Source organism: Paenibacillus sp. FSL L8-0470 (genome assembly GCF_038008625.1).
Lineage (GTDB): Bacteria > Bacillota > Bacilli > Paenibacillales > Paenibacillaceae > Paenibacillus_AQ.
On record NZ_JBBOZM010000001.1, the window covers coordinates 3,645,930 to 3,661,109 of the forward strand.

The 15,180-nt window shown below is 45.1% G+C and carries 15 protein-coding genes; 12 read left to right on the forward strand and 3 right to left on the reverse strand.

Going from position 1 to position 15,180, the window contains the following annotated elements:
- Positions 1-163: 163 nt before the first annotated feature.
- The 3 genes from NST99_RS16555 to ilvB are packed head-to-tail and all read left to right on the forward strand — an operon-like array spanning position 164 to position 4,401.
- Complete coding sequence (locus NST99_RS16555) at positions 164-1,654, forward strand: MFS transporter (protein ID WP_341093142.1); 1,491 nt, start codon at positions 164-166, stop codon at positions 1,652-1,654.
- Positions 1,655-1,673: 19 nt separating this feature from the next.
- A complete protein-coding gene (gene moaA, locus NST99_RS16560; protein ID WP_341093143.1) occupies positions 1,674-2,690 on the forward strand; it encodes a GTP 3',8-cyclase MoaA in 1,017 nt (338 codons plus the stop codon).
- Between the two features lie 34 nt (positions 2,691-2,724).
- Entirely contained in the window at positions 2,725-4,401 is a 1,677-nt protein-coding gene (ilvB, locus tag NST99_RS16565; protein WP_341097669.1) for a biosynthetic-type acetolactate synthase large subunit, read from the forward strand.
- A gap of 76 nt (positions 4,402-4,477) precedes the next feature.
- Here the strand turns inward: ilvB and NST99_RS16570 are convergent, their stop codons facing one another.
- Positions 4,478-5,191: a YwiC-like family protein gene (locus tag NST99_RS16570; protein WP_341093144.1), complete on the reverse strand. Its 714-nt coding sequence runs from the start codon at positions 5,189-5,191 to the stop codon at positions 4,478-4,480.
- 164 nt (positions 5,192-5,355) lie between these two features.
- On the opposite strand from NST99_RS16570, the gene NST99_RS16575 reads away from it, so the two are divergent.
- The gene (locus NST99_RS16575) at positions 5,356-5,568 is read left to right on the forward strand and encodes a hypothetical protein (RefSeq protein WP_341093145.1); all 213 of its coding nucleotides are present in this window, start codon (positions 5,356-5,358) and stop codon (positions 5,566-5,568) included.
- A 127-nt stretch (positions 5,569-5,695) separates the two neighbouring features.
- Complete coding sequence (locus NST99_RS16580; protein ID WP_341093146.1) at positions 5,696-6,328, forward strand: type 1 glutamine amidotransferase family protein; 633 nt, start codon at positions 5,696-5,698, stop codon at positions 6,326-6,328.
- 19 nt (positions 6,329-6,347) lie between these two features.
- On the opposite strand, the gene NST99_RS16585 is transcribed toward NST99_RS16580, so the two are convergent.
- On the reverse strand, positions 6,348-7,196 hold the full coding sequence (locus NST99_RS16585; protein WP_341093147.1) for an AraC family transcriptional regulator: 849 nt from the start codon (positions 7,194-7,196) through the stop codon (positions 6,348-6,350).
- 83 nt (positions 7,197-7,279) lie between these two features.
- Here NST99_RS16585 and NST99_RS16590 point away from each other — a divergent pair, with 83 nt between their 5' ends.
- The 5 genes from NST99_RS16590 (at position 7,280) to NST99_RS16610 (ending at position 11,939) form a co-directional block, all read left to right on the forward strand.
- The gene (locus NST99_RS16590; protein WP_341093149.1) at positions 7,280-8,338 is read left to right on the forward strand and encodes a Gfo/Idh/MocA family protein; all 1,059 of its coding nucleotides are present in this window, start codon (positions 7,280-7,282) and stop codon (positions 8,336-8,338) included.
- A gap of 28 nt (positions 8,339-8,366) precedes the next feature.
- Complete coding sequence (locus NST99_RS16595) at positions 8,367-9,224, forward strand: sugar phosphate isomerase/epimerase family protein (RefSeq protein ID WP_341093150.1); 858 nt, start codon at positions 8,367-8,369, stop codon at positions 9,222-9,224.
- A gap of 41 nt (positions 9,225-9,265) precedes the next feature.
- Entirely contained in the window at positions 9,266-10,141 is an 876-nt protein-coding gene (locus tag NST99_RS16600) for a sugar phosphate isomerase/epimerase family protein (RefSeq protein WP_341093151.1), read from the forward strand.
- Positions 10,142-10,403: 262 nt separating this feature from the next.
- On the forward strand, positions 10,404-11,474 hold the full coding sequence (locus NST99_RS16605; protein ID WP_445745034.1) for an NAD(P)-dependent alcohol dehydrogenase: 1,071 nt from the start codon (positions 10,404-10,406) through the stop codon (positions 11,472-11,474).
- A 54-nt stretch (positions 11,475-11,528) separates the two neighbouring features.
- Complete coding sequence (locus NST99_RS16610; RefSeq protein WP_341093153.1) at positions 11,529-11,939, forward strand: MerR family transcriptional regulator; 411 nt, start codon at positions 11,529-11,531, stop codon at positions 11,937-11,939.
- Positions 11,940-12,071: 132 nt separating this feature from the next.
- Here the strand turns inward: NST99_RS16610 and NST99_RS16615 are convergent, their stop codons facing one another.
- Positions 12,072-12,938 carry a MurR/RpiR family transcriptional regulator gene (locus NST99_RS16615; RefSeq protein WP_341093155.1) on the reverse strand — a complete coding sequence of 289 codons (867 nt, stop codon included), beginning with the start codon at positions 12,936-12,938 and terminating at the stop codon, positions 12,072-12,074.
- A gap of 145 nt (positions 12,939-13,083) precedes the next feature.
- On the opposite strand from NST99_RS16615, the gene NST99_RS16620 reads away from it, so the two are divergent.
- Both NST99_RS16620 and NST99_RS16625 read left to right on the forward strand, forming a co-directional pair.
- Positions 13,084-14,103 (forward strand): Gfo/Idh/MocA family oxidoreductase, encoded by a 1,020-nt coding sequence (locus NST99_RS16620; protein WP_341093156.1) that lies wholly within the window; start codon positions 13,084-13,086, stop codon positions 14,101-14,103.
- Position 14,104: 1 nt separating this feature from the next.
- On the forward strand, positions 14,105-15,100 hold the full coding sequence (locus tag NST99_RS16625; protein WP_341093158.1) for a Gfo/Idh/MocA family protein: 996 nt from the start codon (positions 14,105-14,107) through the stop codon (positions 15,098-15,100).
- Positions 15,101-15,180 lie beyond the last annotated feature (80 nt).

Below are 15,180 nucleotides of genomic sequence, written 5' to 3' on the forward strand. Positions count from 1 at the left end.
CTTCATACAGGGCGAAGATGTTCCTGCCTATTTTCAGGGTTTACCCTGTCAGGGAAAGGGTTCTCCCCTATATCTGAACAGGGGGATCGGCGGATACAATGAGATCAGGAAATACGTATCTAGAAAGACAATCAGGAGAATAAATGGCGAAAAGGTGAGTTGAATGATTAAAAAAATGCAGTTGCTGCTACAAACATTAAACTTGATTCTCGGATTCATGGTATGGGTTATTATTTCCTCCCTGATGCCTTTTATTTCCGAAGACATCAGCATTCCACCAGGAAAATTGGCGATGGTCACCGCAATTCCGGTTGTCCTGGGTTCGATTCTAAGAATTCCGCTTGGCTATTATGCAAATATTTTAGGAGCACGGGTTATCTTTATGACCAGCTTTATTCTGCTCTTGTTTCCGGTCTACTTTATTAGTGAAGCTTCTACAATGACTCATTTAATTATTGGAGGAACTTTTCTTGGAGTCGGCGGGGCTGTATTCTCAGTAGGGGTTACTTCACTGCCTAAGTATTTCCCTAAAGAAAAACATGGTTTGGTAAACGGGGTTTACGGAATAGGCAATATCGGAACTGCCGTCACAACCTTCTCTGCCCCGTTCGTAGCCGCACAAATCGGCTGGTCGCCGACTGTCAAGATGTACCTGATCCTTTTACTTATCTTTATTGCGTTGAATTTCTTTTTCGGGGACCGGCACGAACCCAAGATGAAAACACCAATCATCGACCAAATCAAAGGCGTTGCCAAAAATGAGAAGCTCTGGCTGTTCTCGCTGTTCTACTTTATTACCTTCGGGTCTTTTGTAGCGTTTACGATTTATCTGCCGAACTTCCTGGTCTCCAATTTTGGACTGGAAAAGGTGGATGCAGGCATGCGCACAGCCGGCTTCATCGCAGTTGCTACCTTTTTCCGGCCGGTAGGTGGCTGGCTCGGCGACAAATTCCAGCCTTTGTTCCTGCTGATTGGCACATTCAGTATCTATACGGTTGCAGCGATCATTCTTGCATTTATGCCTTCCATGGGTCTGTATACAGCGGGCTGTCTTGCCATTGCAGTAAGTGCGGGAATCGGAAACGGTGTTATTTTCAAATTGATGCCTTTGTACTTTAATAAGCAGGCTGGAATTGCCAACGGGATTGTGTCAATGATGGGTGGTCTTGGCGGCTTTTTTCCGCCGATTATGCTGTCGTTGATTTATTCGGTCACAGGTCAATATTCCATTGGATTCATGCTGCTCTCGCAGGTGGCCCTAGCCAGTCTGGTGCTGGTGGTATGGCTGTATTATCAGGATCGGCTTGCGCTTACCTCTGAAGTGTTCAACTCGACCGGGCAGGGGATTCTGGTAACCGATGTATCAGGACTTATTAAAACCGTGAATCCGGCATTTACGAAGCTCACGGGCTTCACCGAAGAAGAAGTACTCGGCAAACAGCCCAGTATCCTGAAGTCAGGCCGCCAATCCAAGGATTTCTACAGCGGCATGTGGAGTGAAATCAGGGCGAAGGGGATGTGGCAGGGCGAAATCTGGAATCGACGCAAAAATGGTGAGGAATATTTGCAGTGGCTAAATATCAGCGCTGTCAAAGACGAGACAGGCGAAGATGTCCGCTATGTGGGCACGTTTAGCGATATCACGCAGAAGTAACCGAAAGGGACGATGCCAGATGAATGTACATCCACCACAAGATCAACGGCGGCGGCCCATCCACGATTTGCGGATATCTGTAACCGACCGGTGCAATTTCCGGTGTTCCTACTGCATGCCAAAAGAAGTGTACGGTGAAGATTATGCCTTCCTTCCCACAAGTGAACTGCTGACATTTGAAGAAATTCACCGCTTGACGAGGTTGTTTGTTTCGCTTGGTGTAAGCAAAATCAGGCTGACCGGCGGTGAACCGCTAATGCGGCGGGGTCTGCCCGGTCTTGTTGCCAAGATGGGCTCTTTGGACGGTGTAGAAGATATCGGTTTAACGACCAATGGGGTGCTGCTAGGGCAACAGGCGGAGCCTCTATACGAGGCGGGACTACGCAGACTGAATGTAAGCCTGGATGCACTGAATCCTGAGCTATTTGGGAGAATGAACGGGCGTGGCATCAAACCCGGTTTTATTTTAAAACAGATTGATCATGCTATAGAAACAGGTTTTGAGGTCAAAGTGAACATGGTGGTGCAAAGAGGTCTGAACGAACCGGAGATTCTGCCGATGGCCCGCTATTTCAAAGAAAGAACTATAACGTTGCGGTTCATCGAGTTCATGGATGTCGGCAACGACAATGGCTGGAGCTTTGAAAAAGTCGTAACGAAAAAAGAAATTATGGAGCGCCTCCAAAGTACATTCGAGCTGGAAGCACTCGATAACAATTATTTCGGTGAAGTTGCCCAACGCTACCGCTATAAGGGCAGCAAGGCAGAGGTTGGTTTTATTACTTCGGTATCTGAGTCGTTTTGTTCTTCCTGCACGCGCGCCCGGCTGTCCTCTGACGGCAAATTTTATACCTGCCTGTTCGCATCAAGCGGTTTTGATCTCAGGAAGATGATTCGCAGCGGGGCGGATGATCAAAGCTTGCTCGAAGCTATTAGGAACGTCTGGGAGCAGCGTACAGACCGCTATTCTGATGACCGGACGGAACAAACCGTAAGGAATAGAACAAAGATAGGGATGTCCTATATTGGAGGTTAAAGACTGATATTACGATGGGAGATGAATTGTGCCAATGAACGGAGCACAGCTGCTAATTCAGATGTTGATAGAGAAGAAAATTGACACCCTATTCGGATACCCCGGCGGTGCGGTATTACCTTTGTATGATGCTTTGTATGATTGCGACAGCATACAGCATGTTCTCGTTAGACATGAGCAGGCAGCGGTACATGCCGCTGATGGATATGCCAGAGCAACGGGACGCCCGGGAGTAGCGCTTGTTACCAGCGGGCCGGGTGCCACAAATGCGGTTACCGGCATTGCTACAGCCTTTATGGACTCGATTCCGTTAATCGTCCTGACGGGCCAGGTATCCACCGATCTCATAGGTCTGGACAGCTTTCAGGAAGTAGACATTTATGGCATGACGATGCCCATTACCAAGCACAACTATATTGTCAGGGAGGTCGCCGATCTTCCGAAGATTGTGAACGAGGCATTCCATGTGGCAACAACGGGACGACCCGGCCCAGTCCTCATTGATTTGCCGAAGAATGTAATGGCAGCAGAATTTAACATGGAGGAACTCTCTGGCAATCAGGATTCCCAGCCATATATCCGGGGTTATCAGCCAAAGCATTCAATTGATCTTCTGGATATCCAGCTTGCAGCTGATCAGTTAAACCGTTCTGAACGCCCGCTTATTCTTATTGGTGGAGGCTGTATGACAGGTAATACTCCGGCGTTGTTAAAAGAGTTCGCCGAGCAATTCAACCTTCCTGTAGCCAGTACGCTCATGGGTTTGGGTGCCTTTCCATCCGGGCATCCCCTACATCTGGGTATGGTTGGGATGCACGGAACAGTCGCGGCCAATCGTGCGCTGCAGGGTGCTGACGTGGTGTTATGTCTCGGGGTTCGTTTCAGTGACCGTGTTACAGGCAACCGTAAAGCATTCTCGCCGGGCTCTTATAAGATCCAAGTCGATATTGATACTTCCGAATTAAATAAAAACGTTGCAGTCGATCTTGCTATTACAGGAGAATGCGCAGATGTGCTTGCCGGACTGTCTGAAAAAATACATATGCAAGAACCTGCTGTTTGGAATCAGCAAATCCGGATCTGGTCCAAGCGTTCAACAAAATCACCCCGGGTGAAGGATAATAAGCTGACTCCGGTTGAGGTGATAAGATGTATACAAAATGCAACAGATGGCGATGCCATCATCTCTACCGACGTAGGACAGCATCAAATTTGGACGGCCACACATTATAATTTCTCAGAAGCCCGTTCTTTCCTGACCTCCGGCGGGCTTGGGACAATGGGCTATGGCTTACCGGCTGCAATTGGTGCTGCAGTAGCTTTTCCTGACCGTCAAGTAGTGTGTATCACGGGAGACGGAAGCATCCAGATGAATATGCAGGAAATGATGACAGCGGTCGATCTGGGCCTGAACGTTAAAGTCGCTATCTTCAAAAATGGCTATCTGGGCATGGTAAGGCAGTGGCAGCAGCTGTTTCTTGGCCGCCGTTATTCTTCCGTACGCATCAGTTCACCCGACTTCGTAGCCTTGGCCAAATCCTTTGGCGCTCAGGGGCTCCGGGCCGATAATCTTGCCGAGGCCGAGCATATTATTGATCTTGCCCTCCATACGGACGGACTTGTCGTCATGGAGTTCGATATTACCGAGGAAACGAATGTATATCCCATCGTACCTCCGGGGTCCAGCAATCAGGACATGATTGTTGAATAACATCAGACCAATTCAAAAAGGATGTTTCTCTATCGAATCACCGGTAGAGGAACATCCTTTCTTTTGCTGCCAACCACTAGAAGTACAGCACAAGCACAGACACATACAACATAAGGGAAAAGCCAATTTCAATCATTCCGGTACGCTTGGCGGTGATCCCTGTCTTGGGGAGAATGGCTGCCCGCAGCAGCAGGATAACAAGTGGAGCGAGCAATGAAGGGAATAGCAGCAGACCAGCCACAGCGAACAGCAGATGATACAGAACAGATCCGTAATAGAAGCGGATGTTATTTCGTTCACGAATAACCGTTTTGACATACAAGGCGGTCCCGATAAAATAGAGTACGTTGAGCAGGAACAGCTCTGTCACGGCTCCCCAGCTTTCTCCTTTGCCGACATAAAAGACAGGATAAATGATCAGGCAAAATGCCAATATGGCGCAAATATCATTAAGCAAGGCACGTTCATTTTTGGTTTTTGCATAATACAGATTAACAGCGAACAGGGGAACAAGCGGCAGAACAAATCCTAACAGCTTAGGTTCAGCAATCACCAGATATAGGATAAAGGGCAGAAGCAGAATCCCGTAAACCCGCATGGGCTGTAGGTAACGCTCCAATTTCCCTGTCTTTACCCATTGCAGCAACGGGAAGCTGAACAAATAAATCAGAAGCCAGCAAACAAACAGGGGAATATGTATAAATTGCCCTTTCGATGAAGCAACTCCGAACAGAAATGGAAGGATAAGCATCGCCCAAGCCCCGTGCTGGTTGGGTATGTACTTCCTCATGAGAACAAAACCTCCTTCCCTGAAAATAAACGACAACCATAGGTTGCCGCACTACTTAACTATACGTCCTTACCTATGTTGTTATAGTGATTTGAGACACTAAGTATCGATAATGTATGAATAACAGACATTTACCTCGTGCATAGTAAAGAAGAACGCTGGTAATGAAGTGGAATAAGAAGGGAGTGCTGTGGAGCATGAAGGAAAAAGAAATTAAACAGAATGCGATTGAAGCGGACCAGTTGAACTTTCACGACCAAACGGACGATGTAGTCCGTAGTGTGTCTGCCCCAAAGGGGATCGACGAAGCCGTTGTAGCTATGACCTCACATATCAATAAATACGATGTACCGGATGAGCTGGAAGACAATAATTAATGAATCGAGCGCGTGCAGGTTAACCTGATACGCGCTTTTTTATATGGCCTGATAAACTTCCCTGACGATAGCTGTCAGGGAAGTTTAATTATAATAGGTTTATCAAATGTGATTGGAGTGTTATAGAATGCAAACCCAAAAAGCTTATCTTTATGTATTTAATACAATGTCAGACTGGGAATACGGATATTTAATTGCTGAACTAAACACAGGCAGATATTTCAAAAAAGATTTAGCGCCTTTAAAAGTAGTTACGGTAGGAGCTGATAAAGAAATGATTTCTACGATGGGAGGACTGAATATAAAACCGGATATTTCCATTGATGAGTGTACATTTCAGAGTAAAGATCTTTTAGTTTTACCCGGAGGGAATACTTGGGGAGAAGATATTCACCAGCCTGTCTTAAAAAAAGTTGGCCAAGCTTTACAGCTAGGCACTATTGTTGCTGCAATTTGTGGGGCAACTGAGGGTCTGGCGAATAATGGATACCTAGATTCTAGAAAGCATACAAGCAATAACTTGGAGTATCTTAAAATGGTCTGTCCGAATTATAAAGGAGAAAAATTCCATGAGATAGGACCTGCTGTATCTGGTGAGAATCTGGTTACTGCATCAGGGGTAGCTTCTCTGGAATTTGCGATGGAGGTACTGAAACAATTAGATGTATTTACACCAGATACATTGCATTCATGGTACAAACTCAATAAGACTCAACAACCTGAATACTTTTTCCAGTTAATGAGTTCAATATCCTTGTAAGCGTGCAATCAACATGTGATTATACATTATTGCGAAAATGTTGGGGGGAAACACCTACATATTTTTTGAATAGCCGCGAGAAGTAAAAAACATCATTGTATCCAAGGGAAACGGCGGTATCTTTAATCGATCGATCTGTATTCAGCAGTATATTTTTGGCTTCGGAAATTTTGAGACGGTGAATGTACTTATTAAGTGAGTACCCGGTATGTTTCTGAATGATACGCCGGAGCGTAGATATCGAAATGTGGTAGCGTTCGCAAAATGCAGCAGCATCAAAACTTTGATGCAGGGATGCCGCAATATCATCCATGAGCTTGGTGATATAGTCGGTCGAATCAGTATTTGGCTGGCTGCTGTGTACAAATTCATACAAAAGGGATTCCAGGAGTAAGGAAGCCCGGTCCAGATTGCTTGGAATGCCGCTTTCCATCAACATGAAGATTCGATCAATTTTGCTCTGCTGTTCATCACCCAGTCCTGTCTGGCGAACACGGTAAGGTTCGGTTAACCAGGTGGAGAGCCACTCCTCAATTCGTGATCCTTCAACTGTGAAATAGAATTCATCCCAAGTCTCTTGCGGGTCGGGTCCATAGTCAAAGGTGGCATCTGGAAAAAAGACAAAAAAAGAACCTTTATGAACAGGCTGCTTTTCCTTGTTGTTAACCTGATACGTGCCCTTGCCGCCTGCAATGTAGACGAAAGCATAATGATCGAATTGTGCATGGGGTCGATAGAGCGAGCGGTTGGGGAGGTGCCCCACATTGACGATCGATAATGATTTTAGCTGCAGCTTACTTTCATCTGTCGTGCGATCAATAATGCGAATAGGCTTAGAACTGATTGTATAGTCCATGTAGGTGGTCATGATGGTTATTCTACCTCCAGAAGAGTCATGTTATCTTAATTGTATAATAAAATATGACCAATATATAGGAGGGTTCACGCGGCATGAGTAAAAAGAAAATTGGACTGATCGGAGCCGGCTCTATCTCCGACTTGCATTTGCAAGCCTATCAGGGGAATAAACATGCAGAACTATATGCTATATGTGACTTGAATCAGCAACGGGCAGAAGATAAAGCGAAGCAGTACAATATTCCGAACGTGTATACAGATTATCATGATTTATTGGCCAATCCGGAAGTGGAAGCGGTCAGCATTTGTACGTGGAACAACAGTCATGCAGAGATCAGTATTGCAGCCCTGCGTGCCGGTAAGCATGTGCTAGTGGAGAAACCTTTATGCCGCAGCGTTGAAGAAGCGAATGCCATCCAGAATGCGGTACGTGAAACTGGCAAATTGTTGCAGGTCGGATTTGTACGCCGTTACGACGCAAATGCGCAGCTTGTAAAGAACTTCATTGAGAAAGGTGAACTGGGTGAAATCTATTATGCTAAAGCTTCTTGTATCCGTAGACTTGGGAATCCGGGTGGCTGGTTTGCAGATGTTGAACGTTCCGGGGGCGGTCCATTAATTGATCTCGGAGTCCATGTTATTGATTTGTGCTGGTATATGATGGGGCGTCCAAAGCCCGTTTCGGTTAGCGGCAACACGTATCATAAATTAGGCAACCGCGCGAATGTGAAGAACTTATCCTTTTATCAGGCAGCCGATTATGATCCAAGTATCAATGGAGTGGAAGATATGGCCAATGCATTAATCCGTTTTGAGAATGGGGCATCACTTATGGTTGATGTCAGCTTTACCCTTCATGCGAAGTCAGATGAGCTTGCTATTCGTTTATACGGTGATAAGGGCGGAGTGGAAATTGAGCCTGAATTGACCATGATTACTGAAAAATATGACACTATTCTGAATGTAGCTCCGCAAACAGACAGCAAATCCATAAATGTGCCGGAGGCATTTTGTAATGAAGTGAATCACTTTCTGGCCTGCCTGCAAACTGGTGCAACACCGATCAGTCCGGTAGAAGATGGCTTGCAAATCATGAAGATATTGTGCGGTATCTATGAGTCTGCGAACAAAGGACAAGAAGTTCAGCTCTAATAGAATTTCAGGAAAAGAGGGTGAAACCATGAAACTGGGAGTCAGTTCATACAGCTTGGTAAATGAGTTGGAATCAGGTGAAATGGATATTTTGGGTGTAGTTGATTGGATTGCCGACCAAGGCGGCGAGCATATTGAGATTGTACCCATTGGATTCGAATTGACTGGTAATCCTGACTTGGCGGACGCTATTCGGGAAAAGGCAAAGTCACGGAACATAGATGTCTCCAACTATGCCATCGGCGCTAATTTTGAAACAGATTCACAAGAAGCCTTTGAGCTGGAAATCAAGCGGGTAATGGGTGAAGTCGATGTTGCCGCAAGACTGGGTGTAACTCGTATGCGCCATGATGTAGCCAGCAGTAGCGATACTTCGATCGGCAACTTTCATCGTCAATTGGACCGCCTGACAGAAGCCTGCGGGCGAATTGCCGATTATGCAGCACAGTACGGTATAGTAACCAGCGTGGAGAATCATGGCTATTTTATACAAGCCAGTGACCGGGTACAGGCATTGATTCAGCGCGTAAATCGGACAAATTTCCGTACAACGCTGGATGTGGGCAATTTCATGTGCGTGGATGAGAACTCTGTGGTTGCCGTGAAGAACAATATTGCATATGCTTCTGTGGTGCATGTCAAGGATTTCTATTGGAGACCTTCGTATCAGAATCCCGGGGAGGGCTGGTTCCAAACGGCAAGCGGTAATTATTTAAGAGGTGCAATCGCAGGCCATGGAGATATTGATATGCGTGAAGTGCTTCGTGTGGTTAAAGCGTCAGGATATGACGGATATATTTCACTGGAATTTGAAGGGCTTGAGGAATGTAAACGGGGAACCCGGATAGGTCTTGATAATGTGAGAAGGCTTTGGAACGAAAGTTAATCTGCGATGAGATCAGAACCCAATAAAGAGGAGGCTTAATAATGAATTTGGCAAACCCGATTGGTATAATGGTCGATAGTTTGCGTCTTAACTTGCGGGATGGACTGGCGAAAGCTAAAGAGCTGGGAGCAGATGGTGTACAAATCTATGCAGTTGAAGGTGAGATGGACCCTGAGAATCTGTCCCCGCGAGAGCGAAAGGAATTGAAGAGTTATATCGAATCCCTCGGTCTGAGTATTTCAGCATTGTGTGGTGATCTGGCTGGCCATGGCTTTCAAGATGCAAAGGTAAATTCGGCGAAAATCGAAAAATCGAAGCGTATTCTCGATTTAGCAGTTGATCTGGGAACACAGATTGTTACCACGCATATTGGTATTGTTCCGAATCAGGTGAATGATCCAGTCTATGATACGATGCAGCGTGCGTGTGAAGAACTTGGTGTCTATGCCAAGAGCTTGGATGCCTATTTTGCAATTGAGACTGGACCGGAAAAATCTGCACATTTGAAGCAATTCCTCAATTCGCTGAGCACGAATGGCGTTTCTGTCAACTTTGACCCAGCCAACATGGTCATGGTAACGGGGGATGATCCTGTTCAAGGGGTACACAATCTGAAAGATTATATTGTTCATACGCATGTGAAGGATGGCATCCGTCTGCGGGAAGTAGATCCCCGTGAAGTCTATGGAGCGTTAGGCTATGAGCCGATGAGTCACGACCGTATTGCTGAAGATGCTGCATCTGGCGCAAGCTATCGGGAACTGGCTTTAGGGGAAGGCCATGTGGATTTTGATAACTATTTCAAAGCGCTCCAGGATATTGGCTACACCGGGTATTTGACCATTGAACGCGAAGTGGGCGATCAGCCGGAAGCTGATATTGCCAAAGCGATTGATTTTATCCGGCGATATCGTTAAAGAAATAGGGCAGTGTTGAATACAACCAAAAAAGGCGAGTCTCTGAATAATGGAGACTTGCCTCTTTTTGTTGTTCTGCGTTTAGCTTAGGCAACCTAGCCAAGTGAACACACCTTCGGCTAAATCCCAGCCACCGTCAGCCTCTTCATACTCACCAAACCCTAGGGTTATTATACTTTTGGAAAATGGGTGTTGACTTAGAGTTAACTCCAGAGGGTAAACTCCTCTATGTAGCTATAGCAAATTGTTGACCGTTAGAGATATGTACCAGATACTAAGGAGTGAAGAAAACATGTGTAGAACTCATGTACTAAGTGTAGCAAGTGCAAAAGCACCTTTTGAAAAAACAACGATTGAGCGAAGAGAACTGCGGCCCAATGACATTTTAATTGATATTCAATTTTGCGGCATTTGCCATTCCGACATTCACAATGCTTTTGATGAATGGGGCGGCGGAATTTTCCCGATGGTCCCCGGGCATGAAATGGCCGGAGTCGTAACAGCTGTGGGTACTGAAGTCACTACATTTGCTATTGGCGATCGAGTGGGTGTCGGCTGCTTTGTGGACTCCTGTGGAGAATGTGAGTACTGCCTACGTGGTGAGGAGCAGTTTTGTACGAAAGGCGTTGTGAACTCGTACAATTCATATGATTACGATGGTAATGTGACCTATGGCGGATACAGCCAAAAGATCGTGGTCAAAGAAGCGTTCGTTGTCCGCATCCCCGACAGCCTGGCTTTGGATGTGGCAAGCCCGCTATTATGCGCAGGCATCACCACTTACTCTCCTTTGAAAAAGTGGAACGCCGGCCCAGGCAAAAGGGTTGCTATTGTAGGTATGGGGGGTCTTGGTCATCTGGCGGTCCAATACGCACATGCCATGGGTGCTGAAGTAACCGTCCTCAGCCAATCTATGAATAAGAAAAGTGAGTCGCTGGAGCTTGGCGCAGATCAGTATTATGCAACCAGCGATCCCGCAACATTTACTGAGCTGGCAAATCATTTTGACCTCATCTTAAACACAGTATCTTCAAATCTTAATGTCGATGCCTATCTGTCTATGCTTCGGATCGACGGAACGCTTGTAAATGTCGGTGCACCAACCGAGCCTGACAAGTATCAAGTATTCTCACTAATCATGGGCCGCCGCAGCATTGCGGGTTCACTCGTTGGCGGAATTCAGGAAACTCAAGAAATGCTCGATTTCTCTGCAGAGCATGGGATTGCTCCAAAAATCGAGGTCATTTCTGCTAACCAAGTAGACGAAGCCTTCGAACGTGTTGTCCGCAGTGATGTGCGTTATCGTTTTGTCATCGACATGTCTACCTTGTAAGGACGAAGTTTCATGCAATATAATAGTTGATGCAAACCGGGAGGTGAAGCGAGTATGGCGTTGGCCATTAAACAGGTAGCAGAGAAATTTGATGTTTCTCAGGATACACTCCGTTATTATGAACGGATTGGGCTGATTCCTCATGTAAATCGCAACAAAAGCGGCAACAGAGATTATACGGAAGAAGACTGCAAATGGGTTGAGTTTATCATCTGTATGCGACATGCCGGTCTCTCGATAGAAGTATTGATTGAATATGTCGATTTATTTAACCAGGGTGATGAATCCGCCGAGGCCAGAAAAGATCTATTAATCGAAGAGCGCAAGCAGCTCGCCATAAGAATGGAAGTCATGAAAAAAACGCTGGAACGCCTGGATTCTAAGATTTCAAGGTATGAGGAAACTATAGGAAAAAGAGAAAAAACACTAAGAAGATCTACTGAGCAGTTTGATAACGAAATCTAGGATTAAACACCTGTGTACGATCTCTTTAAGGCGTAATAAAAAGCGAACCCGCAGCTACAGTGCTGCTGGTTCGCTTTTGTTGGTTAACTTTTCGCTGCTGCAATGGTCATTATATATCAAGTTTAACGTTATCTATAAGTCATTCATCATTTCATTAACGTAGGTGCTTTTCAACGATTGGACTGTGGATTCCCTGTTTATCGAATAAGAAATTTTATAGATACAGGAGTATATCACGTTCAGGACGTATTCAAATGCTATTTGCGAGGAAAAGGTTCCGATCTTGGCATGTTTTACTTCGTCATTTGGCACTTGAATACAGAGCGTACTGAGTTTTGCCAGTTCACTTTGATTGGTAGCTGTGATAGTGATAAAAGGGATCTGTTTACGTCTGAAGTGCTGAGCGGCTCTTACATAAATCGGTGATTTTCCGTGGTAAGTCAAGAAAATCGCGCAATCCTCTTCCGTCAAATTAACGGTATGATACACCCATTCGTACAGCTCCGTAGCGATCACTACGTATTTGTTGATTTTAATCATTTTATTCTGAAAACTCTTCGCGCGGATTTGGGAATCGCCCAAGGCATAGATAAAGATCCTTTTGGCTTGCTCCAGCATCCCGGCTGTTTGGGACAGCAAATCATCATCCACGTAGGCAAAGGTTTTGTCGATCGTTTCCTTCATCAATTCAGCAATTTCTTTCGCCACTTGAAGTGGAGATTCCTCATCACTAAACGGATAGTTAGGGTCGACGCTGGAAATGTTCTGGGTATATTGCTGGAATTCCCGGGCAAGTTTAATGATGAACTCTTTAAATCCGGACAGCCCGAGTTTATGGGTTAAGCGACTGACCGCTGAGTGCGACGTATAGGTAGCCTTTGCAAGCTCCTGAATATTTAAATGCAGTATGCTTTCTTTATGCATCAGAATATAGGCAGCGATACTTTTTTCATTTGGTGTAAAGTTATGCATTTCCGATAATTGGGTCAATATCTTCAACTAATTCACTCCTATAAACATTTTGTTCAAAAAGCTACCGGGATCTAACCAAGGAACTGGTGAATTGTACCGTTTTGCCGGCTGATCCTTTACGTTAGACTGAGTTCTTCTATAATAAATGAAAAAGACCTGAGGGGGAATCCATATGCTTACGATCGGTTATATCGGGAATGGCAAAAGCACAAACCGTTATCATCTGCCTTTTTCATTAAACCGGGAAAATTTAAAGGTGAAGGCGATCTACGCCCGTAATCCGGATAAAGGAGAGTGGGAGAAGGCGCAAGGCGTCCTTTACACTGATGAACTTGCAACTTTAATGAACGATGAAGAGATTCAGTTGATCGTGATTTGTACACATATTGATTCGCATTATGCTTATGCCAAAATGGCGCTTGACCACGGGAAGAATGTGCTTGTCGAAAAACCTTTTATGCCAACCAAAGAAGAAGCAGTCTCAATCTTCCAATACGCCAAAGAGAAAAAGCTGGTACTCCAATGTTATCAGAATAGACGTTTCGATTCGGACTTCCTCACGACCAAAAAAGTTATCGAATCAGGCAAACTGGGTGATTTGCTGGAGGTGGAGATGCATTACGATTATTATCGCCCGGAGACCCCGAATTCAGTTAAGTATTACTCCAAAAATAACAGTTATTTATACGGACATGGGGTTCACACCATTGATCAGGTCTTATCCTACTTTGGGGAACCGGAATATATACATTACGATGTTCGTCAACTGCTGGGAACCGGCAGAATGAATGATTACTTTGATCTGGATTTCTATTATTCTACACTCAAGGTATCGGTTAAATCGAGCTTCTTCCGCTTGAAGGCGCGGCCAAGTTTTGTTGTATACGGAAAAAAGGGGGTATTCGTTAAACAAACGCAGGACCGCCAGGAAGAGCACCTGAAATTATTTTATTTGCCCAAGGGACATGCTGATTTTGGCATTGATTTGCCGGAGCATTATGGTACCCTGATTTATCTGGATGATGCAGGCCAATATCATGAAGAAAAGGTCGTCTCTGAGAAGGGCGACTATGCCCGGGTATATGACGATATGTATCAAGCTATCATGCAGGGCAAAGATAAGACAATAAAAGATGAAGAAACGATTGCCGTTATGGAGATCATCGAGAATGGGATAGAGGGGTGCAGCTAGAATGAAATTAGGAATCGTGGGAGCCGGCAATATAGTGATGGAGTTATTAAGTTTTGTTCGTGATATTCCTACTATTTCATTACAGGCCATCTGTTCAAAACCTGACCATCAGGAAAAATTGCTGACCCTGCAAGGCCAATATGGAATCTCTCAGATCTTCTACAATTATGCTGAGATGCTTGGGAGTGATGAAGTGGATACGGTCTATATCGGGCTGCCTAATCATCTGCATTATTCCTATGTGAAAGAAGCTTTACTGAGAGGCAAGCATGTCATCTGTGAGAAGCCGTTCACATCCAATTTGGGTGAATTTCTGGAGTTGAAAGAGATTGCACTTCAGAGTGGATTAATACTGGTAGAAGCCATCACGAATCAATATTTAAAAAACTATCTAAGCATGAAGGAATTTCTGCCCAAGCTGGGTGAGCTTAAAATCGTGGAATGCAATTATTCCCAATATTCATCCCGCTATGATGCCTTCAAAGCAGGAGAGGTGCTGCCCGCGTTTAACCCGGAACTATCCGGGGGAGCGTTGATGGATATCAATATTTATAATATTCATTTGGCAATAGGCCTCTTCGGAAGCCCGGAGAAGGTGGAGTACTTTGCGAACATGGAGCGTGGGATTGATACTTCTGGCATTCTGATGCTTGATTATGGTAAATTCAAATGTGTCTGCATAGGTTCAAAAGACAGCGCAGCTCCTAGTGCAGCTAACATTCAAGGCAATAAAGGATATATCCGCCTGACAGGCTCGACAAACAGTATAGATTGCTTTGATTATGTTCCCAATAAGGAGCAACCCATCCGGGTGGATCGTAAAGATCATCCCCACCGGATGTATGATGAATTCATCGCCTTTGACCGTATGATAAATGAAATGGATATGGAAAAGGTTACGGATAGGCTCGAACATAGCGAGAGAGTCATGCGTGTGATAGAGCTTGCCAAGCTGTCTGCCAATCTTGTGTTTGGACCGGACAGATCAAAGCAATAAATATAAAGAAGGGCCACTGAGAAATTCGGCTTCTTTAATATATTCATCATTAAATTTAGCCACCGAATTTCCATCTGCCA